Genomic DNA, 21,020 nt, shown 5'->3' with positions numbered 1-21,020 from the left:
CGGTTTCCAACCAAGGTCCGCCGCGCCCGCGGCGGCACGGCGGAGGTGACGCGATGGGACGCAAGGTGAAGCTGGACCGGGCCACGGCCGCGGTGCTCGTGGTGGACGTGCAGGACAGGCTCACCCCGGCGATGCCGGAGGAGACGCTCGCCCGGCTCGTGAAGTACGCGCGCGCCATGATCGGCGCGGCGAAGGAGCTGGGGCTGCCGGTGCTCGCCACCGAGCAGTACCCCAAGGGCCTCGGGCGGACCCTCCCCGAGCTGCGCGAGCTCTTGCCCTCCCCGCCCCTCGAGAAGACCCGCTTCTCCTGCGGCGCCGACCCCGGCTTCGCCGCCGCGCTGGAGAGCACCGGGCGGCGGCAGGTCATCATCGTCGGGATGGAGACGCACGTCTGCGTGTTCCAGACCACCCGCGATCTCGTGGCGATGGGCTACGAGGTCCACGTCTGCGCGGACGCCGTGTCGAGCCGGACCGAGGAGCACCGCCGCGTCGGCCTCGAGCTCTGCCGGGAGGTGGGCGCCATCGTGACCACCGCGGAGACCGCGATCTTCGACCTCCTTCACGAGGCCGCGACGCCGGAGTTCCGGAAGGTGGCGCCGCTCGTGAAGTGAGCGCCGGCCGCTCGCCCTGGCCGAAGTCCAGCCCGCTCACCCGAAGTCCAGCACACTCACCCGAAGTCCAGCACGCCCACCCTGGTCGAGCCCGCCCGCTCACCCTGAGCCTGTCGAAGGGTGAGGTCCCAGGCCTGTCCCCCTGAGCTGTCGAAGGGCGCGGTCCAAGGCCCCGCTCGCCCTGAGCCTGTCGAAGGGCGAGCGGAACCGGCGGCTCGACGGAGCGGGCGGCCCGCCGGGCGCCACCGTTCCCCCGTTGACCCTGTCCGGTCGCGGTGCTACGTATCCGCTCCCCGCAGTTCCCGGGGCGTAGCGCAGCCTGGTAGCGCACTTGCTTGGGGTGCAAGTGGTCGCTGGTTCAAATCCAGTCGCCCCGACACCTAACGGCCCGTCACCACGTAGGTTTTCGGTGACGGGCCGTTCCTTTTCCGGCCGGCATGGTGCGCTTCGTGGTGCGTCTCGAGGGGGGCCGGGATGATCGAAAAGACACAGGCGTCGCGGACGGTGCTTGAGGACTGCAAGACCGCCGCGTCGGAGCTGACGGACGGGATCAGCGGCTCGGCGTGGCGCTGGCGATGGGTCGCGATCTCCGCCCTGCTTCGGGCAGTCGGGCACGTCCTTCACTCCGAGCGCCGCACCGCGTCCCCGGAACTCGCCGCCGCGATCGAGGCGTGGTGGCGCGGGATCCTCGCGTCGAAGCCGTGCCCGGTGATCTTCTGGGACTTCATCCACGCCGCCCGCAACGACGCGCTCAAGGAGTACGTCCTGCACGCGGGCCAGAGCGTTACGATCCATCCGCTGCCGTTCTCCCCCAAGTCCATGTGGGGCACGGAGGACGAGCGCCCCTCCACAGTACCGGTGCGACCTCCGACCGAGTACTCGTACCCGATGACGCGCGGGCCGTTCGTCGGGCGCGATCAGCGTGAGGTCATCGCCGAGGCGATCGCGTGGTGGCAGGAGCAGTTCGACGCGATCGACGCGGACGCCGCGGCGCGGGCGATGAGCACGACGGCGTAGGCCGACACCACCCTAGCGCCGGCCTCGTCCGCCCGAAACCGCGGGGGGAGTCGTGCCCGCTACTCCGAGCGGCGAGCGTTGAGCAGCCTTTCGCTTAGGAGCGTCTGCCCGCGGTACGCGCGGATCGCCGTCGCGGGGACGTTCAGCGCGCCCTGGAGCCGATCGAGCAGCGGCTCCCACGCGGTGCCGGGTGGCGCGTAAAGGTCGACGTACTCCTTCCCCTCCCAGACATAGGTGATGCGGACGGTTTCAGGATGCTCGGGATCGGCGCCGGCCATCGTGAGCACGCCGATCGCGTAATCGCCGGTGCGCGAGCCGAACCCGGCCGCGCCATCGTCCTCGACCCACGGAGGAGAGGCAGCACCCGCGTGTGCCGCAAGCGCCTTCACCGCTTCCCTCATCGTCTCGATGGCCTTCTCGGCGTCCGCAATCGGAGGGCGCAGGACAGCCGAGTTCGTGATCGCCGCGACGTGGGTGAAGTCCTTGCGCAACTGGTACACCGCCAGCGCGCGCTGCCAAACCCCGCTGCCCCAGTTGACCTTCGGCAGCCTGTTGGCGGCGAGGGCGTCATCGAACCGCTTCTTGAATCGCATACCGAGCCCCTGCGCGGACAGCAGGTCGGTCGCATAGTTCTCGAACGCCGTCCAGGCGGTGTTCACAGCCCAGCGGACGTAAGCACCGCGATCCCACTCGTCCTTCGTCGTCCGCGCGAGCTGGCGCGCGTGAAGCGCATCGGCCCAGAGGTGGTACTGCGTCGAGTCGATGAGCTTGATCGGCATGGTCGAACGATACTCGCCTCCGGGCGAGGCGCGGCGCCGGTGTTCTTCGCGCGCGCCTGCTAGAAAGAACCGGCCAGCGCACCCCCCATCGCTGGCGCTCGGGACGGCGCGCGCTTGCCGGCGCACCCGGCGCCCCCGTTCACCAGGATGCGCCCGCGAACGACTACGCGATCGGCGCGAGCTTGGCCTCGACGTAGTGGAGGATGGTGCGCACGGCGTTGACCACGAGCATCGCCTCGGCCGGCGGCAGCAACTCGGCGTTCGGGTGCGCGACGGTCGCGTTGTTCCGAATCGGGTTGAGCTTGTCCACGATCGACCCGAGCGACCGGAGCACCGCCGAGATGTCGTCGAACCTCGGGCTAGGCGCCGTGAACGACGGGTGTCGCTCCCGCAGAGTTTTCAGGAGGAGCGGCAGGGAAGCGTCTGCGGGTGCGTCCAGGCCCGCGGAGCCGCAGACCTCCCGGAGGTAGCCGTGCAAGGCCGTATGCACGCGGTCCACGCAGCTCGTCGGCCCGTTGCGATTGAGCAGCTCCTCGGCGTCGCGCAGCGCCCGCTCCACCACGGCGCTCGTGGTCGCCAAGCGAGGAGCCGGAACCGGATCGGTTCCGCGCAGGCGCGAGATCCAGCCGAGGAGCTCGGAGTGCATCTCGGGGGTGCGGGCCGCGCTGCTTCCGTCCGGGACGGGGCTGCCCGGCGGATACTTCGCCAGGATCCCCTCGAGGATCTTCGCCTGCGTCCGCGGGTCGTTCGCCGCGAGGATCTGCATGAACCTCGAGCGCGTCGTCCCCTCCATGCCCGACGGCTCGATCGGCAACCCGAGGTCGGCGTAGAACGCCTCGTGCGTGCTGTATGAGAAGTCCCCGAGGTAGCCCCCGGCGACGCCGATCCATTGGTTCACGAGCCGCTTGATCTCGAGCGGCGCCAGCGCGCGCGACGCTTCCGCGAGGTCGGCCGCGGTCTGGGCCATGACGTCGGCGGCGACGAAGTGGACGTCTACCCCCAGCTCGCACGCCACCTGGGCGATGAGCCGAAAAGCGAGAGCCCCCGAAGGCGTCTCGGCAGCTCGGCGCAGCCGTTCATATGCCGCCACGGGCGCGACCGCGTACAGCAAGGGGACGGTCTCGCCGAACACGTCGATCGCGTCCCTGACCTCGAACGGCACACTCGTGAGAACCTGGGCCGCCATGCGATCGCCGCGAGCGGTCAGGAGGCGCACAGCGTTCGCCGGAACGTGATCCCGACGAACCGAACCGTCGCCAGCCGGAAGTAGCTCTGCGATCCCTTCCAGGCCGGGCCGCGCGTAGAGGATCAGCACGGCGCGATTCTAGATCGGGCCGTGCTGGCCTCCGGTCGGCGCCGGGACCGCACCCGTCCACGAGCGGCGCGCCCGCGAACGAGCTGCTGCGGCACGTCACCAAGGTCCCCCGCCGGCTGCTAACCTTTCCTCACCTGCGAACGCACCACGCGGCGCACCACGAGCAGCTAAACCCACAAAAACACGGCCCAGTTACCGCGTCACCTGCCTGGTGAGCAAGTGGTCGATCCACACGTTAACAGGTCGGAACCGCGCGATGCGCTTGCCGTGCATCGCGGCGCAGACCTCGCCGCCACAGCAACGCGACCACGATCGCCATCACCGTGCCGGGCGACGGCAACGGTGCGCACAGGGCGGATGGCTCGTATCCCGACAGGCGTGCCTCCGCCGGCGTGCGCTAGAGTCGTCCCATGCCGGTACCGGACTACGAGTCGTTCATGCTGCCCCTGCTGCGAGCCGTCGGCGACGGCGACGAACACCACGTTCGCGACGTCCGAGATCGCCTCGCGGCGGAGTTCAACCTCACCGCCCAGGAGCGCGCGGAGATGCTGCCGAGCGGCAAGCAGAGCGTGTTCGACAATCGCGTCGGCTGGGCGAAGACGTACCTCGACAAGGCCGGCCTCATCTCCTCCGTGAGGCGCGGCGTGTACCAGATCACCAAGGAGGGCCGCTCCGTCCTGACGGAGCGCCCGAGGGAGATCACGAAGAGCTACTTGGAGCGGTTCGAGCCGTTCCGCGAGTTCCTCACCCTGCGCCACAACGGCGACGTCGACGAGAGCAGCTTCTCGCCCTCGACGGACCCGACCGAGACGCCCGAGGAGCAACTCGAAGTCGCCTACCGGCGCATCCGGCAGAAGACCGAGGCCGACGTGCTCGCGGCCGTGAAGACCGCCTCGCCGCAGTTCTTCGAGAAGCTCGTGATCGAGCTGCTCGTCAAGATGGGCTACGGCGGCACCATCGCGGATGCCGGAGAGGCGCTCGGGCGGACGGGCGACGGCGGGATCGACGGCGTCATCAAGGAGGACAAGCTCGGCCTGGACGCAATCTACGTCCAGGCGAAGCGGTGGCAGAACACCGTGGGCCGGCCCGACATCCAGGGGTTCGCGGGCAGCCTCCTCGGCCGGCGCGGGCGAAAGGGCGTCTTCATCACGACATCGGCGTTCTCGAAGGAGGCTCGGGAGTACGTGGGGCAGATCGAGGCGAAGATCATCCTCATCGACGGCGCGACCCTGGCCGGCCTCATGGTGGACCACGACGTCGGCGTGAACACGGTCGAGACGTACGCGGTGAAGCGCGTCGACAGCGACTACTTCTCCGAGGAGTAGCCGGCGGCGGCCGGGCGGGGCTGGGCCTCGCGCGCAGCAGCGGCCTCCGTTCCCACACCTTCCCCTTCCACCACCCCGCCGGGCAGCCTCCCGGCCCAGTTCGTAGCCGGCGCCGCCCGGACCGGGCTCGGCCAGCGTGAGCGGGGACGACACGCCCCCCCCCCCGTCGGCCCCCAGTCCCCCCCCCCCCCGGAAACTGGGCGGCCGCCCCGACCGCGCTGAGCTGCTCGCACCGCGGCCGTTCGCTACGATTCTCCGAATTTTCACTAATAGCTTATAACGAATGTGGGGCGGCGCCCTTGGCTGGCGTCACCGCCGCGAACCTAGACCTCCCGCCAGTTCCGGCGCATCGACTCACCGGGCAGGTTGACCCAGCGCCCGCCCTTGGCGATCCGCTCGGCGAGCCGATCGTTCGCGTCCGGGCAGTACCGCGCCTTGAACGCGGCGGCGTCCAGGTTCGTCGCGATGATCGTCTTGCGGTTGTTCGAGAACCGCCTGTTGAGCAGCTCGTACAGCGAGGCCCGGTAGCCGTCGTTCAGGTACTCGGCGCCGATCTCGTCCAGGGCGAGAACAGGAACGTCCGGGGCGTCGCGCCAGATCCGATCGAACATCCCGAGGCGTACGAGCGCGTGGGCCTCGACGAACAGGCCGCCGTGCTCGGTCACGGCCCATGCGAGCGCCGTCGACTTCCCGCGCCCGCGCGGGCCGGCCAGCGAGAGGAAGACGCACTCCGGCGGGGCGACTGCGAGGTGGTGCCTCACGGCCGCGAGCGCCTCCGTGTTGTCGGGGTTCTGCACGGACTCCCAGAAGGCCTGCGGGACGCTGCCCTCGACGAACCTGCGCCGCCGCGCGAAGTCGGCGTGGGCCTCGGCGATCTCGGCGTCTTCCGCGGCGAGACGGCGGACGTTCTCTTGGTACTGCGGGTCCTCGGCGCGCGCCATGACGCGCTTGGCCCACTCCCCGATCTCCGGGTTCATGAAGGTGTGCTCGGCCATCTAGCTGACCTCCGCGAACGTGGTGGTGAACTGGGTGCTGGGCGGCTGGGGGGCGTTGCGGCTTGCGATTCCGCTCGGCCGAGCGGCGCCGGCCGTCGCGAGGTCGTTCCAGCGGCTCGCGAGGGCCGAGAGCGACCCGCACCCAGGGAAGCGGTCGCCCATCGCGAGGGCGCGTCGCCACCGGGCCTCGACGGCGCCGGGGTCGCCGCCCGAGAGTCGGAGCAGCTCGGCGACGGCCCTGCCGTCCTTGCCCCCGTGAAAGCCGTAGGGGACGCCGCGCAGCTCCGCGAAGACGGCGACGAGCCGGTCGGTGAGCGCGCGGTGGCGCGGGTCGGGTTCCTTCCGCGCCTTAGTGGTGCTCCTGGTGCCGCGAGCCGCAGGCGACGGCGACGGGATGTTCGTTGTTCCGTTGTTCCCTTCTTGGATCGGGGTGGACGCAGGTGCGGGGAGAGGCGCGGGCGGCGGTGCGAAGAGTGGTGCCGGCTCGATGGCAGGGAACAGGATCTCCGCGTCGTTCCTGAACTTGACGAGCGTCGGGGGTGGTGCGGCGGGTGGCGCACCGGGTGGCGTGGAGCTAGGGGCTGCGGGTGGCGCGGGCTCGGCCGCGGTGATGGACATGATCCCGAGCGCCTCGCCCCGGCGGAGCGCGCGCGTCACCCGCTCTCTGCCGCCCTTCCCGAGACCGTAGCGCGCGGCGAACTTTCGGCGGCCGAGCAGCGTCTCGCCGATGCCGACGCCGTAGCGGGTGCCGTCCTTCGCCAACACCGTCGTCGCGGCGGCCCAGTTCCCTTCGCTCGCCACCAGGACGAGGATCCCGAGCTGCTCGACCGTGATGTCGCCGCGCGCGACGGCCGAGAACCACTCGCGGGGGATCGCGAGGAAGCCGGCGCGGTTCCGGCCGGCGTGACCGAGCGCCATCACTCGCGCTCCGTGGCGGGCGCGGCGTTCGCCACGCCCGCCGAGCGGTCCTCGGCGGCTCGCGCCTCGATCTCCTCGATCTCGGCGAGCGACCACCGCGCGATGCCGGGGCCGAGCTTCACGGGCGGACGGAGGTAGCCGTCCGCCTGCATCCGGTAGGACGTCGCGCGGGAGATGTTCCAGCGACGGCACACGTCGGCCCGCGTCAGGTAGTGACGGGGCGCCGCCGCAGCCGAGCGGTTCGCCATCACGAGCGCACCTCGTTGCCCGCGCGGCCGAGGTACTCGGTCAGCGCGAGCCGGACGACCGTCGCGAACGAGACGCCGCGCTCCGCCTGGAAGTAGCGGGCACGCCGCCTCAGCTCGGAGTCGATGAGGATGGTCGCCGCGTGCTGCTGCTTACCCTGCGGCTGGGTCTTGCGAGCCATTTCTGCCTCTCCGCCCGCAACCCGCGGGCGATGGAGGATCCCGGTGGGATCCTCGTGCCCGCGAGTAGTCCAGCCGGAGAGCTGGGCCCGCGTCCTGCTATGTCCCGTCCACCTGCGTGCTCGCGAGTAATCCGACCGGACGAATCGGGCCCGCGCCCTGCTCTGCCTCCGCTCTGCAATGGATACAACAATGGTGTGACACCACCCCAATTACTGCGTGCCGGGGCATGGTGAACGACCGCAGGGTCGCCGTTGCGACGCGCTATCCGGCTCCGACCGCGTGACGGCGGAGCGGAAGCGCGGCGGCCGTCTTCGCGACCTCGCGCCTGCGGATCCGCTCCAGCTCCGCGCTCACGCGCTCGACGGCCTCGCGCTGGAGGTCGAGCCGGAGGGAGTGGTCGTAGAACCTCTGCGCCGCCGACGCCCCCTCCGGCTTGTGACCGATGACCCGCACCGCGACGCCGTCGTGGATCCCGAGATCGCCCGCGAGCGACGACCACAGGGCCCGGAGCGTGTGCGGCACGAAGGGCTCCTTCCCCTTGTCCGGGGCGACGCGGGGCGGCTTCCCGTCGCGTCCGGGCGCCTGGAGGCGAGCGAAGAGGCGGGCCAGGGCCTTCGTATCGATCGGCTGCGTCGGATCCTCCGGGCTCGGAATGAGCCAGGTCGCGCCACCGGGGAGCTTCCGCAGCCGCTGGACGATCTCCTTTGCGGTCGCGCTGAGAGGGGTCTCGATCGTGTCGTCGCGCTTGCCCTTGTGCGTGGCCCAGCGCAGGACGCCGCGGTCCAAGTCCGCGGCGTCCGCCGGCTGCGCGAGGAGGCCGACCCCGCTGCGGACGGGAACGTGCATGAGCAGGAGAACCGCGAGCCGCGATGCGAGCGGGATACGCGGGCTCACCGCGAGGTCGATCTCAAGGTGCTCCGCGGCTCCGATGCCGAGCGCGGCGAACAGCCGGTGCAGCTCGCCCTCCGACGGGCTGCGCTCGCGAGCCTGCCAGCCGATCCCCTTGAAGTCCTCGCGGACGAGGCCGAGGGTCGGGAGGGGCCGATCGGCCGGGAAGTGCCCCTGCCGCTGCGCCCAGCCGAACAGGCTCCGCAGCCCGCCGCGGACCTTGTCCGCCACAGCGGGGCCGCCCACCGCGCGTCCCTTCTCGTCCACGTAGCCCTTCTGCACCTTCGCGACGAGGTCGGGCAACGTCGGGGGCGGGAGGGTGACGGCGACGAGGGACCGGATCGGCGCGACGTGCTTCTTGAGGAGGTCCGCCGTGTACTCCGACGCCTGCCCGCGCTCGATGAAGAGGTCGAGCAGCCTTCCGACCGTCGCGTTGTACGTCGCCTGCGCGCGCGTCTCCCGGCGGTCGTGGAGCATCTTGCGCGCGCCCGCGAGCGAGAGCATCGGGAACTCTCCGAGCGGCAGGCGGCGGCGGCGGTACCGGCGCGGCGCCGCCCCGTCCTTCCTCGTGATGGCGGCGGGGTCGGCGAGCTCGTTCACCCAGGTGTAGAAGACCTTCTTCCCGGTCGGGCCGCATCGCACGGAGAGGCCCCTCGTGCCCCGGTCGGCGACTTCCTGGATGCGCGCCGGTCGCCAGTTGTCGAGCCATTCGCTCGTCAGCTCGATGTGCTTCATGCCCGCCTCGTCGCGTGGTGCGCTCGTGGTGCGCTTGTGGTGCGTCCCGGCTAGCACGACGAGACATCGTGAGGCAATGTGGAACACGCGTGGAAACGCTGTGGATTCAGCGAAAGCGCACCGACCTCAGCAGGGACGGCCTTTGCTCGTTGGGCGACGTCGGGCTTGGGGTGCAAGTGGTCGCTGGTTCAAATCCAGTCGCCCCGACAACGGAAGCCCCCGAGGTTGCTCGCGAAAGCGGCTGCTTCGGGGGCTTCTTCTTTGAGCCGCCGCGAGCCGAAAGTTGCCCTGGGGTTGCCATTTCCCCCGTGCCAACTTCGCCTTCTCACACAGCACGCGCCTACCCGCGGCGGCGCCATGTCGGCGTTCGCGCGTGACCTCCACGCCGATGATCAAAACACGCACCGTCCGGATCCGCGTCGTGTTCCACGCCGGCGACGAGGAGTAGACGCGAACCGCAGTCCCAGTGCGAGATGGAGCGCCTTGGGCGGTGGTCTGGTAGACGGTGGGGATGCCCCGCTGCCCGAAGTGCCGCCACGAAGCCCTCCAGGTGAACATCACGTACAGCTACAACCTTGCCGAGGGATTCGATGGACGCCGCGGGATGTTGGTAGTCGATGGTCAGGGGGTTCCGACGCGCCCCTGGTTCCGGTGCGCCTCGTGCCAACATCGGTGGGAGCCGAGGACGTGGCTCCTACGCACGATCACGACGGGAGCCCCGCCTCCGGATATCGAGCCCGTTCCTCCGCCTGAGTCTCGCCCGGCCCGCGCGCCTCCAGCGCGTCGCTCGCCTACGGTCGATACGCGGCGCAACCTGGCTCCAGGGCGGAGACTCGACTTAGACTAGAAGCCCGGAACGCGGTGCTCCAAGTTGCCCGCTTCCGCTGGCGTCAGCACCCTTGGTCACGTAGCCAGGTACCAAGAACGGCCACGAACCCCTTGTTCCGCTCGGGCCACGGGTTCGTCGCCGCGCCGGCGTCCTTCGCCTCGCGCATGACGATGCCGGGGTGCGGGAGGTGGGCGACGTCGACCTCCACGTCGCCGATCCGCAGGCGTCGAACGTCTCCACCGAGGAGCCGAGTCCGTGCGGCGACGCCGCTGGTCCTCGTGACGATGCCCGCCACCTCGGCGCCTAGCGTGATGACGAGCTTCGGCTTCGACAGCTTCAGTTCGTCCTCGATCCAGCGGAGAGACTTGTCCCCGAGCTCCTCGAACTTCTCGCGCTCGTAGCCCGCGGGCGGCGTGCCACCGAGCCTGGCGTACTTGTCGCGGTGGCCCTCCTTGAACAGGAAGACCTTCACCAGGTCCGTGACCCAGCACCTGTCGCGCTCGATCCCGAGGGGCGCGAGGTAGCCCTTCTCCAGTTCTGCCGCCGAGTTCTGCTCCCGCACGCGCTCACCGTCGTAGTACCGCTCCGGCTCGAACGGCCCGAGATTGTCGGCCATGGGGACGTCGCGCTCGCCGTTCATCACGCCGAACCGCGCGGAAGGGTACGCGCCGATGATGAAGACCTCGCTGCCGGTGTCGAGCGGCACCACCGGGCGGAGCGGCGCACCGCTGATGTAGTTCGCGTTTGCGGGCAGGCCGACGCTGGCGGCGTACTCGCGGAGGATGTCTCGGCGAAGCTGTTCGGTGGCGTTCATGGTCTCAGACTACCTGAACGACCTGACTGAAAAGGCGTGCTGCGCTGCGACGCTGGTCAAGTCCCGAGTGATGTGTAAGACGTACGCGCGGTGAAGCTCCTCGCTCGCTTCGGTGCAGCCCTACTCCCCGCTGTACTTCGCGTTCACCTCCAGCCCGATGTTGATTCCGGCCAGGAACGCGCGTGCGCGGTCCAGGAAGTCTGAGGCGGCCGTCGGTGGCGTGTGCTGCGCCGCGATCACGATGCGGATGATGGGTGACGGCGGGATGGCTGGCTCCTTCAGCCTGGACAGCTGGCCCGACTCGACGAAGGCGATGTACGTGTTGATCTTTGCTTGGAGCTGGCGAGTGTGGGCGTCGATGTCGTCCCACGCGAGGTGATCTGCGATCACCAACTGCACGACGTCGCTGTCTGGACGTGCGGCGACGATGTCGATGGAGTCGGTTTCGGCAATGCTCATGTAGCGCCTCGCGTACTGGGTCACGCCGCAAACTGCATCGATTCCGGGAGCAGGTCCATGTCGAGGTAGCGGCGGTCGCTCCAGATGGCGGTGACCTGGAGCGCGACGGCGGTGACGAGCCGGAGGGCGCTGGCCCGGTCCGGGAAGGCGCCCACCGCCCGCGTGCGGCGCTTGATCTCGCCGTGGAGCCGCTCAAGCCCGTTCGTCGAGCGTATGCGGTGCCAGTGCTCGCGGGGGAAGGCGTAGAAGTGAGTCGCCGCCTCGAAGCCGGCCTCGAGGCACGCGATCGCCTCCGGCACCTGCCTGCCAAGGCCAGCGGCGAGCGCCTCGACCCGCTTCTTCGCCTCCGCCTTGCTCGGTGCCTCGAATACGTGCGTGACGGCCTTCGCCAGCCGCGCTCGGAGGCGCTGGGGCGCCTTCGCGAGCACGTTCCGCTGGAGGTGGACCGTGCACCGCTGGAGCGGCGCCTCGGGGATGTGCTTGCGGACCGCCTTCGCGAGGCCGGCGTGGGCGTCCGCGACGACGAGGTGGACGCCCGAGAGGCCCCGCTCGGTGAGCTGCGCCAGGAGGTCGCTCCACGAGTCCTCGGACTCCTCCGCGCCGATGGTCACGGCGAGAAGCTGCCGCTTGCCGTCCAGGCCGATGCCGTACGCGACGAGCGCAGAGACGTTCTCGACCGTCCGCGCCCAGCGGGCGTCGAGGAAGGTGGCGTCGAGGAACAGGTACGGGATCGGGCCAGCGATCGGCGCCTTGCGGAGCTCGTTCACCTTCTCGTCCAGCGTCTTCGTCACCCGGCTCACGGTCGAGCGGCTCACCTGCTCGCCCATCAGCGCCTCGGTGATCCTGCCGACGTCGCGGGTCGACGCGCCGGAGACGTAGGCGCTCACGATGCCGGCGTCGACCTCGGCGGCGCGCCGGCGGTAGCGACCGACTACGTCGATCGGCGAGCCGTTCTCGCGGGTCCTCGGCACCGCCAGGTCGATCGCGCCCATGGTCGTGAGCAGGCGCCGCAGGTACGTGCCGTTCCGCAAGTCCTTTCGCGAGCCGAGACGCTGCCAGCGGCGGGCGCCGATCATGTCCCGGACGACCTCTTCCAGCACCGTCTCCAGCGCGAGCCGGACGGCCCCCTGGAAGACGGTTCGCAGATCGGCCTGGACGTTCTCTTGCGTGGGCAGCTCAAGCTCGGCAACCTCGTTCATGGGAAGGCTCCTCGACCTCGCCGCCAAGCGAGGCCCTGTTCACTACTGGTTTCGAGGAGCTTCCCTTCTCTCTTCACCCTCCGCGACTTTCCGTTTCACACAATCTTAGGGACACGAACGCGACGGCATTCCGGGCGCCCGCCTGGCCTGCACCAGCCTGCGGAAAGCCGACTATCGCCCGAACTTCTCGAACGCCTTGTACAGACTGTCCAGAGCCTTCTGCGCCTCGCGCATGCGGAATGAAGGCGGCTACAGCTGACGCCCTGACTACGGAGTCGGCGCCGCCGTTATCGCCGGAGCTTCGGCGCCGTCCATCGCCGGTGGCGCTCCGACGCGGAGGTCTTGCATCAATAAAGGAAGGAGCGCCTCCTCGTACGCTGCCGCGCCTGTCGCGCGCATCGTCTCGGTGAGGCGTGCGTCCCACGGCGCCTCGGGCAAGCGATCAACATCGAGCCTGGTGCCAGCGGCGACGTCCGCCGGAACGCTTGAGAGATAGTCCCCGGCCGCCATCCTCCATGGCGTCGCCGCGGGAACCGCCGCGAGCACCGCCGCGACGTGTCCGAGGCCTGCCTCGTCGAAGTCCGCTCGCACGGCGACGCGCCACCCGGCAGCCGCGAGTCGAGCGATGGCGTCGATCTCGCGTCGCGACGGAGTACCGTCCGTACAGAGAAGCCGGACGTCACAGTCGTCCGCCAAATCCGCAGCCGCCGCAGCGACGGACGGGTTCTCGGTAACGAAGACCCATCGCTCGCCCTCCCCCGTTCGCGGCCACTCGCAGCGACTCAGAACACGCGGCGAGAGTGTGATCGCCGCACCAGCGGGTACGTTCCAGCCCTCCGGGATCATCCCAACGGCGACAAGACCACCCGTTACGTCGTCGCACTCCACGCCGATTTCGGCCCACGCGGAACGCGGTCGCTGCCGTGGCATTATTGTTCCGCTCGCCGCCAGGATCGCGAGCGTCAGGCCAGCCAACGGGGTCCCACCGTCGAGGCCGTGAGGATCTCCGGTCACGTCGGACGCGAGCCTGCGGCGATCGACGCAAGCCGTGTCCGGAGGGAGGGCCGCCAACACGCCGTTCACGCGCTGGAGCAGCGAGGACGCGTCCGGCGCGGAGAGGAGCCTCGCGACCCAGCCGTTGCGCCGCAGGGCCGCCCAGACGACCTCGCGGTCAAGGCCACCCGCGACGCGCGGCGACTTCGCCGACAGCGTCTCCACGAACGCCTCGTAAAGGCGCCGCTCGCCGTCGGTCCGGTCCGCTTCCGCCCTCGCCCGCGTGGCGAGCGCGCGCCCCATCGCGTGCGCGGCGACGGCACCGGGGGTGAGGAGCGGGCCCCGCACGCGCAGCCTGTCAGCGAGATCCGACAGGTCCACTCGCCGCGACTGACCGGCCCTGAGCCCGCGTCCTCCAAGGAGTCCGCCGGCGGCGGCGCGCGGGTCCGGCTCAGTCGGCGCGCGGATGTCCAGGATCCCAGACGCGAGCGCCGGGTCGCCACGCCGATCCGCCGCCGCCGCGACCTGCTCCCACAGCCACGCGAGGCGCGGGACCAACAGCGGCCCGAGGTCGGCACCGACGCACGCGCCGCCGCACAGGCGGCAGCCGTTCATGACCGCCGCTCCGGCGCGGGCGTCCGTCCCAGCTCCGGGATCGCGGCGAGTCCGCGCACGAGCATCGGGAAGGCGACGACCGTGCCGTCCGGTCCCGCTTCCAGGTCGTGGGCGTCGATCCCGTCCCACGCCCCGGGACACCCGTCCCACAGATAGCTCGTACAGACGAGATCGAGGTCGAGCGCGGCGATGTACCGCGCCAGGCCTTCGCGCCCGCGCTCATCGACTTCCGCCGGAACCTCGTCGAGCGGAACGATGCGCAGCACCTGCGGTCCGAACCGATCGTACGCCGCCGCGATGGCCGCCAGCATGGGGGCGAGCACGACGAGGCGGCGCTCACCTCCGGACAAACCGGTCTTCGAGTTCCAGCGCTGCGACTTGCCGCCGGGCCGGGTGATCTCGTACTCGAGGTCCACCCACTCCCGGACGTCCACGGCCGAGGCGACGCGCTGCTGCATCGTCTCGCCCGGCGCCGCGGCGAGGAGCGCCTGCAGCGCCTCCCCGAGGCACCGCTGCTGGTCGGGCGTGCGCTCCGCGTCGGACACCTCGCAGGCGAGCTCGAGCACGGTTTTCGAGGCGGCCGAGAGATCGTCGCCGCCGCGCCGCGGCACCCGAACCTGCACGCCGACGCCCGACGACGCCGACGCGGAGCGCATCTTCCGGTTCACCTCGGACACCCAGTCGTGGAGCCGTGTCCAGGCCGTGCCGATCGCTCCCGGAAGGCGACCGAGGACGAACTCCCGGAGCGCCCTCTCCTCCGTCGCCTGGAGGGCCTGCTCGGCGCGGCGGCGCAGGGTCGCGGCGTGCGCGGCCGCCTGCGTCGGCGTGTACGATTCGTCGCGATGCGTGAGGACCCACGTGAGCAGCTCACCGTGGTCCTCGCCCGGATCGAGCGACCACGTCCCCGCGAGCCCAGCTCGAACGGTGTCGGCGCGCTCGCGGAGCGTCTTCTTCGTGATCGTCCGGCGGTCCCGAAGCTTGGACTCCACCTGTCGGAGAAGCGACTCGTCGTTCCTGGGCGGCTCGCCATCGAGGACCGCGTCCGCGACGCCGGGAACCTCGAGCAGCGCACGCAGGGCGCCGAGCGCCTCCGCCGCCCCGGGCTCCGCGTCGCGCAGCTTGCGCCCGGCCTCATCGAGCGCGTGCCGCGCCGCGGTCTCTCGCTGCACGGCCTCGAGCTGAGTCTTGCGCGCCGGGTTGAGCTCGAGCCGCAGCGGTGCGAGCCGCTTCTGCGCGGCCTCGTGCCGCGCGAGAACGTCCGCGATCGCGGCGCCCGCGGTCTGCTCGAGAACCTCGACGGCCGTTCTCGTGTCTGCGGCCTCTCTAAACGCCTCGCACGCGACGGCCTCGAATCGCTCGAGGTCCTCCACCTCCCCGACGGGCCGCCGGGCGATGACGCCGGCGAGCCGGTCCGCGAGTTTCGCGAGGCGCGTCGCGCCGAGTCGCAGGCGGCTTGCCGCAGCGGCTCCTCCATCGCGCATCCGCTCGAGGCGGGGCAGCTCGGCCGGGAGCCCGACGGCGCGAGTCCGCTCGACCCACGCCGCGAGCTCCTGGCGCGCATTCGCATGCGCTTCGTCGCCGCGGGTCCGAGCCTCGCTCGCGTGGTCCTGCGCCTCGCGCGCGGCGCTCACGAGCGCCGCACGCTTCGACTCGGCGGCGCGGAGGTGGGCCGTCGGCGGAAACCTCCGGGAGGAGGTCGAGATCCCGTCCGCCTCCGCTCGGAGCTGAGTCGAGCGCCCCTCCCGCTCGGCGGCCTGTCGCTCGATCTCGACCGCCTGCGCGTCGAGCTCCTCCGCCTTCCGGAGCGCGGCCGCCCTCCGCCGGCGCGCGCCGACATGCCGGGATGAAACCAGCTTCGCCGGATCGGCCGCGCCTGGAACACGCCCATGGAGGACACCCGCGCGGAAGGTGCCGTCGCGTCCGACGATCAAGCCCGCCTCGTCGCACGAGGGCACGTCGGCAGTGGGCGCGAGCGCGATGCGCGCGAGGACGGCGGCCGCCGCGCCGGAGAGGGGGTGCTCCGGATCCACGGCGACGACATTCGCGAGGCTCGGGGCGACCTCGCGCCCCAGGGCGTCGACCCGCCACGCCGGCGAGGAGGCGCCGCCGGGGCTCAGCGTCGCGCCGAGGAGCCCCGCGGAAGCGAAGACCTCCTCGAGGAGCGCTCGCTCCCGCTCGTCGCCGAACGTGGGCTGCCACTCGAGCGCCGAGCCGAGGGCGACCTCGTCATCACCGGCGCCCGCCCACTCCGGCCTCGGAAGCGGCAGCAGCCGACCCTGCCGAAGCTCGCGCGCCTCGGCGCGGAGCGCCGCCGCGTCGCGGCGAAGGTCGCGCGCCGCGCCGGCCTCCGCCTGCGACCGGCTGCGGAGCTCGGCAGCCATTGCCTCGGCGCGTTGCTGCGCCTCCCTCTGCCATCCTTCGCAGGTCGCGAGCACCTGTCCCGGCTCCGCGGTCGCGAGCTCGTCGACGTCCGACCGCAACCATCCCTCGTCCTGCGCCTCCTCCGGCCGCTCCTCGCCGCCAGCGATGCCAGCCGGCATCGCGAGGCGCGAGTTCGCCTGCGTCCACGCCGCGACCGCGGTCAGGAGCGCCGCGCTCTCCTCGCGCGCCGCTGCGCCCGCGCGTTCCGCCCTTGCGACGGCCGCGTCCGCGGTCGCCGCGGCCTCACGCGCGGCGCGGTCCGCTTCCACGGCCGCCGCCTCGGCCACTTGCGCCGTCCTGCGGTCGGAGAGCGCGAGCGCCGCCGCGTCCGACTCTCGCGCGCGGGCGTCGGCGGTCTCGTTCCAGGAGGCGGCGGTGGTCTTCAGGAGATCCGGAGTGCCGTGGATCACGAGCTCGGGACCCGCGTCCGCCGTCACCGCACCCGCGCGAAGCACCGGCCGTGGAGCGTCGGTCCACGACAGGATCGGCGGCCGGCGCGTGCTCCCCCCCTCGACCGCGTCGGCCACGCACTCGTTCACGTCCTCGATGAGGTTGTCGAGCTCGCGGCGGAGCGACTCGCCTCGCGACACGGCGGCCCGCGCCGCTCCCTGCATCGCTCTGGCCGCGGCGTCGCTCGCCCGAGCGCGGACGTCGAGCGTGGTCCTGAGGTCGGCGAGCCGCCCCGCATCCTGGTACGCCTGGTGGGCCTCGAGCGCTCGGACCTCGGCCTCCGCGTCCGCCACGGCGCCTTCGAGGCGCCGGACGGCCGACGCGGCCGTCTCGAGCTCGGCGTGCGCCTTCTCGTGTTCGGTGCCGCGCGTCTTGAGCTGCCCCTGACACGCGCGCACCTTCTTCGCGGCCTCGAGCGCCGCGGAGTGCGCGCCCGTGACGACCTCCGCCGCGTGCGCGCACCACGCCGCACCGAACTCGCCGAGCAGCTCCGACGCCTCCCGGTCCTTCGCGAACGCCTGCCGTGTCGACTCCGACTCGGCCAGCGCTTCGGCGGTCGCGGCGACGACTTCGTCCGCCACGCCGGGCAGCGACTCGCGGAGGGCGTCCGCCGCGGCCTGCGGTGACACCTCCCCGAGCAACGTCGGGTTGCGTACCTGCCGGAGCCGTGTCGCGAGCGTGATCACCGGCTCGGTGTTTGCCACGGCGAACAGGCGGGCGGAGAGGTGCGCCACGTACGCGTCCTCGTCCGCGAAGACCTGCCCGCGGCAGCGGATGACCTCGTGCTCGAACTGCTCCGCCGTGAGCGGCGTCCTCCCCTCGACGTAGAGCGCGAGGTCGTGAAGCGGGCGGCCCGGCACCGCGAACGGGACGACGCGGACGGGCGGCGATCCGCCTTCGGAGAACTGGAGCCTCACGCCGTACGACCAGACGCCCTCGTCCCCGGGACCGCAGAGCGTCAGCCATGCGTACCCGAACCGGCGCTTGCCGGCCGCCCCCTCTCGCATGAGCGACGAGAGGCTCGTCGGCCGCGCCTTGCCCGCCGCGAGCCGCGTCGCGTTCAGGTCGAGCAGGTACGGCCAGAGCGCCTCGAGCGCGGTCGTCTTCCCGGTCCCGTTCAACCCGCGGAGCAGGAGCCGCCCGCTCGCTGCCGGCAGCTCGAGATCTCCGAAGCGCCAGACGTTGCTCAGGCCAGCGCCGACGAGACGCCACCGGCGCCCGAACCTGTCCGGCGCGCCCGCCTGCCCCTTCGGCGCGGCGACCTCCGGCATCTGCGGCGCAGCGTTCATTCCGAGCTCCCATCGGTATCGAAGTCGAACGCGAGCGCCTCCGCGCGCTTGCTCGCCTTCGGGTCCGGTGGCGCGGACCACCGCGCGGTCGCCGGCGAGAACCACCACCACGTGCCGCCTCCGCCGTTCGCGCCCAGGCGGACGAGATCGAGGGCCCAGAGGAGACCCTGCACCGCTTCCGCGAGCCGCCGCGGATCGTCCGCCAGCTCGCGCCGCCAGCCACCGCGACCGTCGGCGCGCGACCCCGCGAGACGCCGGAGCTCCTCGACGACGTCGTCCTCGCGGAGCCCTCTCCAGCCCGGTCCCGGCCCTTCCGTCGTGGAGCCGAGCGCCCCCTTCAGCGAGGCGGCCTGCGAGAGCAGGAGGGCCGCGTGAGGCACGGTTCCGGGAGCGGGGAACGCGACGGGCCCGAGCTCGTGGAGATGCCGGAACGCCTCCTCGGGAACCACGAACGCAGCGCCCTCGGCCCGCCGTTCCACCCTGAGGCCGAACGCCATCGCGAGCGGCGCGCCGTCGTCGCCACGCACGCGCCGTGACAGCCAGTCCGACTCGGCGGGGTCTAGATCGACGACGTGCACGACGGCGTCGTCGACGAGCCGCCTGCGCATCCTGCGGGCGGGGTCCGGCTCGCGCTCGACTCGCTCGAGCCACGCCGCGGGGTCCTCCGCGGGATCTCCCGGGCCGAAGTTCGCGATGACGTGCGCGAGCCGCGCGTGATGGACGGCGAGCAGCACGGGCGCGTCCTCGTCCTCGATGAAGCCATCGAGCTCACCGTCCACCTGCACGACGACGGCGCGTTCGTCGAGCATGCGCAGGGCGCGCACGATCGCTCGACGCTCCGCGATGTCGTGCGTCACGGGAAGGCCGGCTTCGGCCGCTGCGGCGCGCGCGGCGGCCACGAGCTGCGCGAGTCCGACGCGCGGCGCGACGGACTCGGCACCGGCGACGAGCAGGAAGAACCAGGACGCTTGGAGCGGCGTCGGACCATCCGCCGCCCACGCTCCGAGGCGCGCCGGCGGCGACTTGCGCAGGCGCACGAGGTCGCGCTCGACGACGAGAACCCACCCGAGCCGCGAAAGCGCATCGCGGACGGCCGGGAGGTTCCGTCGGACGGCCGCGATCCCTTCGTCGTCGCGTCCCGACACAAGCCAGGGCCGCACGGCGAGCAGCCGAAGCACCGCGGCCGTCTCGGTGCTGGCCTCCGGCGCCCAGCGCCGGCGCCGGGAGTGCTCGCTCGAGCGCGGCTCGTCATCGGGGCCACCGTTCGCTCCCCCCGCGACGTCGAGGCGATCCGATTCGCTCATGTCGCACCGCCCGCGAGCACGATCCGCGGCTGGTCGTCTTCGTGGCGCACGGCCACCTCGGGCGCGCGGGCGGTCTCGGTCGGAAGATGAAACACCGGAACGCGTCCCGGCGTGAGGACGCGCCACGTCGGTGCGACGACACACCCCAGGCCGGCGCCGGTGTGGAAGAGCGTGCATCCGAGCCCGTCGTGGACCGCGACCCGGCGCCCGCCGTCGCTCCTCGCCCTCGCGGCGGCGGTGAGCGCCGCCAGCGCGACCCGAGCCGCCCGCTCGGAGAGCGACGCTCCCGCCCCCGCGATCAGCACTTCCTCGATGGCCGCGGCGTGCTCGGCCATTCGTTTCGCACGTGCCTGGGCCACCGCGCTCCGCGCCGCAGCGTCGTCGCGGGCGGCGGGCGCGCGCCCGCGAGCCCCGGCGCGCCCGGTGAGCCGGAGGAGCTCCGGCACGTCGACCCGCGGGCTGTCGCGCCACGAGCGCACGCGAGGGAGATCGGCGTCCGGCGCCTCGGCGTACAGCTTTCGCCACGGGTGGTCGCCGAGCGCGGCGAGGAGAACCGCCGTGCCCAGCGTCGGGTGCGCACAGGCACGCGCGAGCGCGAGCGCACGGCTGCGGTTCGTCGCGGTTCCAGACGACGTGTGGAGCCGGCGCAGGTTGACGTGCATGCCCGGCAGGGCGCGCACGAGCCTCAGGGCGAAACGTTCCGAGCGTCCGGAGTCGGGATCTAACCACGCGAGGAGCGCGCTCCAGTCCTCGACGGTGCCACCGCGCGACGCTCCGATCGCACCGCGCTCGATCAGCGCACGCGCATCCGAAGCACGGACCGCCGCAGCGGCGAGCTCGGGGAACCGGCCGCGCAGCGCGACGAGCGCGCGGTGCGCGCGCGCCGAGCCACGTCCCAGCTCGACGGCCACGTGCGTGGCGTACCCGACCAGGAGCGACTTGAGCTCGGCGGTCGACTCCTCGTCCAGGTCGAACCGGTCGACGAGGGCGGCAAGGTTGTCCTCGGCGCCGACGAGCGCCGAGTCGAGGTCGTCGTGGTTGACGAAAAGCTGCCCGACGAGCCCCGCCGTGTCCGGGCCGAGCTGGGTGGATCCGACGAGCGCCTCGGCCGTCTCGACGACGCGGGCGAGGCTCGAGAGCGGGATCTCGCGAACGGTCGGCGTACCGGCGAGGACCTCCCGGTAGAACCGCTGGACCTGGCGTCCGACGGGCGTCGCCGTGTAGCGCCAGTTCCGGGCGAGCAGGTCCGCGTGCCTCAGGATCCGGGAGGCGTCGGTCCGGGCCGACACTGCTCCCCAGTCCCGGAGCTTGTCGAGGCGAGCTTCCACCACCGCGTCCTCGAGCGCGAGGCCCGTCGCCGCCCGGACCCGCGAGCCGACCTCGCGCGGGGTGAGGTCGGTGATCGACGACTCGAGCGCATCCATGACCGCGACGTACTGATCGGACTCGCGGACGACGAGGTAGACCAGCGCCGTCCGCGCGTCGGTGACCGACGCGACGAGCGACTCAGTTGTCGTGTCGTCCCGGATCGCCATGCGTGCGAGGGTGCACCGCGGCGCCATCCTCGCGATCGGCGCAGAACCCCCCGCCTTCACCGTAGCAAACGGGGCGGACACGGAGTCGCTGAAGCTCGACT

The 21,020-nt window shown here is 71.7% G+C and carries 17 protein-coding genes and 1 tRNA gene; 4 read left to right on the top strand and 14 right to left on the bottom strand.

What is annotated here, in order from left to right:
• Positions 1–53 precede the first annotated feature (53 nt).
• The 3 genes from ANAE109_RS05540 to ANAE109_RS05530 all read left to right on the top strand — a co-directional run bounded on the left by ANAE109_RS05540 (position 54) and on the right by ANAE109_RS05530 (position 1,628).
• Positions 54–611, top strand: coding sequence for a hydrolase (locus tag ANAE109_RS05540; protein ID WP_011985402.1), 558 nt, complete (start codon positions 54–56; stop codon positions 609–611).
• Positions 612–914: 303 nt separating this feature from the next.
• Positions 915–988 (top strand) — tRNA-Pro (locus ANAE109_RS05535).
• Positions 989–1,085: 97 nt separating this feature from the next.
• Positions 1,086–1,628 (top strand): hypothetical protein, encoded by a 543-nt coding sequence (locus ANAE109_RS05530; protein WP_011985401.1) that lies wholly within the window; start codon positions 1,086–1,088, stop codon positions 1,626–1,628.
• Positions 1,629–1,687: 59 nt separating this feature from the next.
• On the opposite strand, the gene ANAE109_RS23285 is transcribed toward ANAE109_RS05530, so the two are convergent.
• Both ANAE109_RS23285 and ANAE109_RS05520 read right to left on the bottom strand, forming a co-directional pair.
• Positions 1,688–2,407 (bottom strand): hypothetical protein, encoded by a 720-nt coding sequence (locus ANAE109_RS23285; protein WP_049768525.1) that lies wholly within the window; start codon positions 2,405–2,407, stop codon positions 1,688–1,690.
• Between the two features lie 163 nt (positions 2,408–2,570).
• Positions 2,571–3,593 (bottom strand): abortive infection family protein, encoded by a 1,023-nt coding sequence (locus ANAE109_RS05520; protein ID WP_011985399.1) that lies wholly within the window; start codon positions 3,591–3,593, stop codon positions 2,571–2,573.
• Positions 3,594–4,132: 539 nt separating this feature from the next.
• On the opposite strand from ANAE109_RS05520, the gene ANAE109_RS05515 reads away from it, so the two are divergent.
• A complete protein-coding gene (locus ANAE109_RS05515) occupies positions 4,133–5,047 on the top strand; it encodes a restriction endonuclease (RefSeq protein ID WP_011985398.1) in 915 nt (304 codons plus the stop codon).
• Positions 5,048–5,370: 323 nt separating this feature from the next.
• On the opposite strand, the gene ANAE109_RS05510 is transcribed toward ANAE109_RS05515, so the two are convergent.
• The 12 genes from ANAE109_RS05510 to ANAE109_RS05455 all read right to left on the bottom strand — a co-directional run bounded on the left by ANAE109_RS05510 (position 5,371) and on the right by ANAE109_RS05455 (position 20,919).
• Entirely contained in the window at positions 5,371–6,042 is a 672-nt protein-coding gene (locus ANAE109_RS05510; protein WP_011985397.1) for an ATP-binding protein, read from the bottom strand.
• Positions 6,043–6,960, bottom strand: coding sequence for a hypothetical protein (locus ANAE109_RS05505; RefSeq protein ID WP_011985396.1), 918 nt, complete (start codon positions 6,958–6,960; stop codon positions 6,043–6,045). It abuts the gene before it with no gap.
• A complete protein-coding gene (locus ANAE109_RS05500; protein ID WP_011985395.1) occupies positions 6,960–7,208 on the bottom strand; it encodes an AlpA family transcriptional regulator in 249 nt (82 codons plus the stop codon). Before ANAE109_RS05500 ends, ANAE109_RS05505 begins: the two co-directional genes overlap by 1 nt.
• A complete protein-coding gene (locus ANAE109_RS05495; RefSeq protein WP_041448141.1) occupies positions 7,208–7,387 on the bottom strand; it encodes a hypothetical protein in 180 nt (59 codons plus the stop codon). Before ANAE109_RS05495 ends, ANAE109_RS05500 begins: the two co-directional genes overlap by 1 nt.
• 262 nt (positions 7,388–7,649) lie before the next feature.
• Positions 7,650–9,011, bottom strand: coding sequence for a hypothetical protein (locus ANAE109_RS05490; protein WP_041448140.1), 1,362 nt, complete (start codon positions 9,009–9,011; stop codon positions 7,650–7,652).
• Positions 9,012–9,901: 890 nt separating this feature from the next.
• Positions 9,902–10,654: a uracil-DNA glycosylase family protein gene (locus tag ANAE109_RS05485; RefSeq protein WP_011985392.1), complete on the bottom strand. Its 753-nt coding sequence runs from the start codon at positions 10,652–10,654 to the stop codon at positions 9,902–9,904.
• Between the two features lie 120 nt (positions 10,655–10,774).
• On the bottom strand, positions 10,775–11,137 hold the full coding sequence (locus ANAE109_RS23280) for a DUF6572 domain-containing protein (protein WP_049768523.1): 363 nt from the start codon (positions 11,135–11,137) through the stop codon (positions 10,775–10,777).
• Positions 11,134–12,312: an IS256-like element ISAnsp14 family transposase gene (locus ANAE109_RS05475; protein WP_011985390.1), complete on the bottom strand. Its 1,179-nt coding sequence runs from the start codon at positions 12,310–12,312 to the stop codon at positions 11,134–11,136. Before ANAE109_RS05475 ends, ANAE109_RS23280 begins: the two co-directional genes overlap by 4 nt.
• A gap of 267 nt (positions 12,313–12,579) precedes the next feature.
• Entirely contained in the window at positions 12,580–13,920 is a 1,341-nt protein-coding gene (locus ANAE109_RS05470; protein ID WP_011985389.1) for a DUF2399 domain-containing protein, read from the bottom strand.
• Positions 13,917–18,080 (bottom strand): SbcC/MukB-like Walker B domain-containing protein, encoded by a 4,164-nt coding sequence (locus ANAE109_RS05465; RefSeq protein WP_011985388.1) that lies wholly within the window; start codon positions 18,078–18,080, stop codon positions 13,917–13,919. The genes ANAE109_RS05470 and ANAE109_RS05465 overlap by 4 nt, the downstream gene beginning before the upstream one ends.
• On the bottom strand, positions 18,077–19,384 hold the full coding sequence (locus ANAE109_RS05460) for a TIGR02678 family protein (RefSeq protein WP_011985387.1): 1,308 nt from the start codon (positions 19,382–19,384) through the stop codon (positions 18,077–18,079). Before ANAE109_RS05460 ends, ANAE109_RS05465 begins: the two co-directional genes overlap by 4 nt.
• Positions 19,381–20,919 (bottom strand): DUF2397 domain-containing protein, encoded by a 1,539-nt coding sequence (locus ANAE109_RS05455; RefSeq protein ID WP_158305868.1) that lies wholly within the window; start codon positions 20,917–20,919, stop codon positions 19,381–19,383. The genes ANAE109_RS05460 and ANAE109_RS05455 overlap by 4 nt, the downstream gene beginning before the upstream one ends.
• Positions 20,920–21,020: the final 101 nt, after the last annotated feature.

It is taken from the genome of Anaeromyxobacter sp. Fw109-5, from assembly GCF_000017505.1.
Taxonomy (GTDB): Bacteria; Myxococcota; Myxococcia; order Myxococcales; family Anaeromyxobacteraceae; genus Anaeromyxobacter.
The sequence above is the reverse complement of the archived record's forward strand: the minus strand, read 5'-3'. Positions and strand labels throughout refer to the sequence as shown.

What these genes read in the sequence shown, in the direction of transcription:
- ANAE109_RS05500 (WP_011985395.1), bottom strand. Translation starts at nt 7,208, where the DNA reads ATGGCGAACCGCTCGGCTGCGGCGGCGCCCCGTCACTACCTGACGCGG.
- ANAE109_RS05505 (WP_011985396.1), bottom strand. Translation starts at nt 6,960, where the DNA reads ATGGCGCTCGGTCACGCCGGCCGGAACCGCGCCGGCTTCCTCGCGATC.
- ANAE109_RS05495 (WP_041448141.1), bottom strand. Translation starts at nt 7,387, where the DNA reads ATGGCTCGCAAGACCCAGCCGCAGGGTAAGCAGCAGCACGCGGCGACC.
- ANAE109_RS05490 (WP_041448140.1), bottom strand. Translation starts at nt 9,011, where the DNA reads ATGAAGCACATCGAGCTGACGAGCGAATGGCTCGACAACTGGCGACCG.
- ANAE109_RS05470 (WP_011985389.1), bottom strand. Translation starts at nt 13,920, where the DNA reads ATGAACGGCTGCCGCCTGTGCGGCGGCGCGTGCGTCGGTGCCGACCTC.
- ANAE109_RS05475 (WP_011985390.1), bottom strand. Translation starts at nt 12,312, where the DNA reads ATGAACGAGGTTGCCGAGCTTGAGCTGCCCACGCAAGAGAACGTCCAG.
- ANAE109_RS23285 (WP_049768525.1), bottom strand. Translation starts at nt 2,407, where the DNA reads ATGCCGATCAAGCTCATCGACTCGACGCAGTACCACCTCTGGGCCGAT.
- ANAE109_RS05465 (WP_011985388.1), bottom strand. Translation starts at nt 18,080, where the DNA reads ATGAACGCTGCGCCGCAGATGCCGGAGGTCGCCGCGCCGAAGGGGCAG.
- ANAE109_RS05455 (WP_158305868.1), bottom strand. Translation starts at nt 20,919, where the DNA reads ATGGCGATCCGGGACGACACGACAACTGAGTCGCTCGTCGCGTCGGTC.
- ANAE109_RS05520 (WP_011985399.1), bottom strand. Translation starts at nt 3,593, where the DNA reads ATGGCGGCCCAGGTTCTCACGAGTGTGCCGTTCGAGGTCAGGGACGCG.
- ANAE109_RS05530 (WP_011985401.1), top strand. Translation starts at nt 1,086, where the DNA reads ATGATCGAAAAGACACAGGCGTCGCGGACGGTGCTTGAGGACTGCAAG.
- ANAE109_RS05510 (WP_011985397.1), bottom strand. Translation starts at nt 6,042, where the DNA reads ATGGCCGAGCACACCTTCATGAACCCGGAGATCGGGGAGTGGGCCAAG.
- ANAE109_RS05485 (WP_011985392.1), bottom strand. Translation starts at nt 10,654, where the DNA reads ATGAACGCCACCGAACAGCTTCGCCGAGACATCCTCCGCGAGTACGCC.
- ANAE109_RS05460 (WP_011985387.1), bottom strand. Translation starts at nt 19,384, where the DNA reads ATGAGCGAATCGGATCGCCTCGACGTCGCGGGGGGAGCGAACGGTGGC.
- ANAE109_RS05515 (WP_011985398.1), top strand. Translation starts at nt 4,133, where the DNA reads ATGCCGGTACCGGACTACGAGTCGTTCATGCTGCCCCTGCTGCGAGCC.
- ANAE109_RS05540 (WP_011985402.1), top strand. Translation starts at nt 54, where the DNA reads ATGGGACGCAAGGTGAAGCTGGACCGGGCCACGGCCGCGGTGCTCGTG.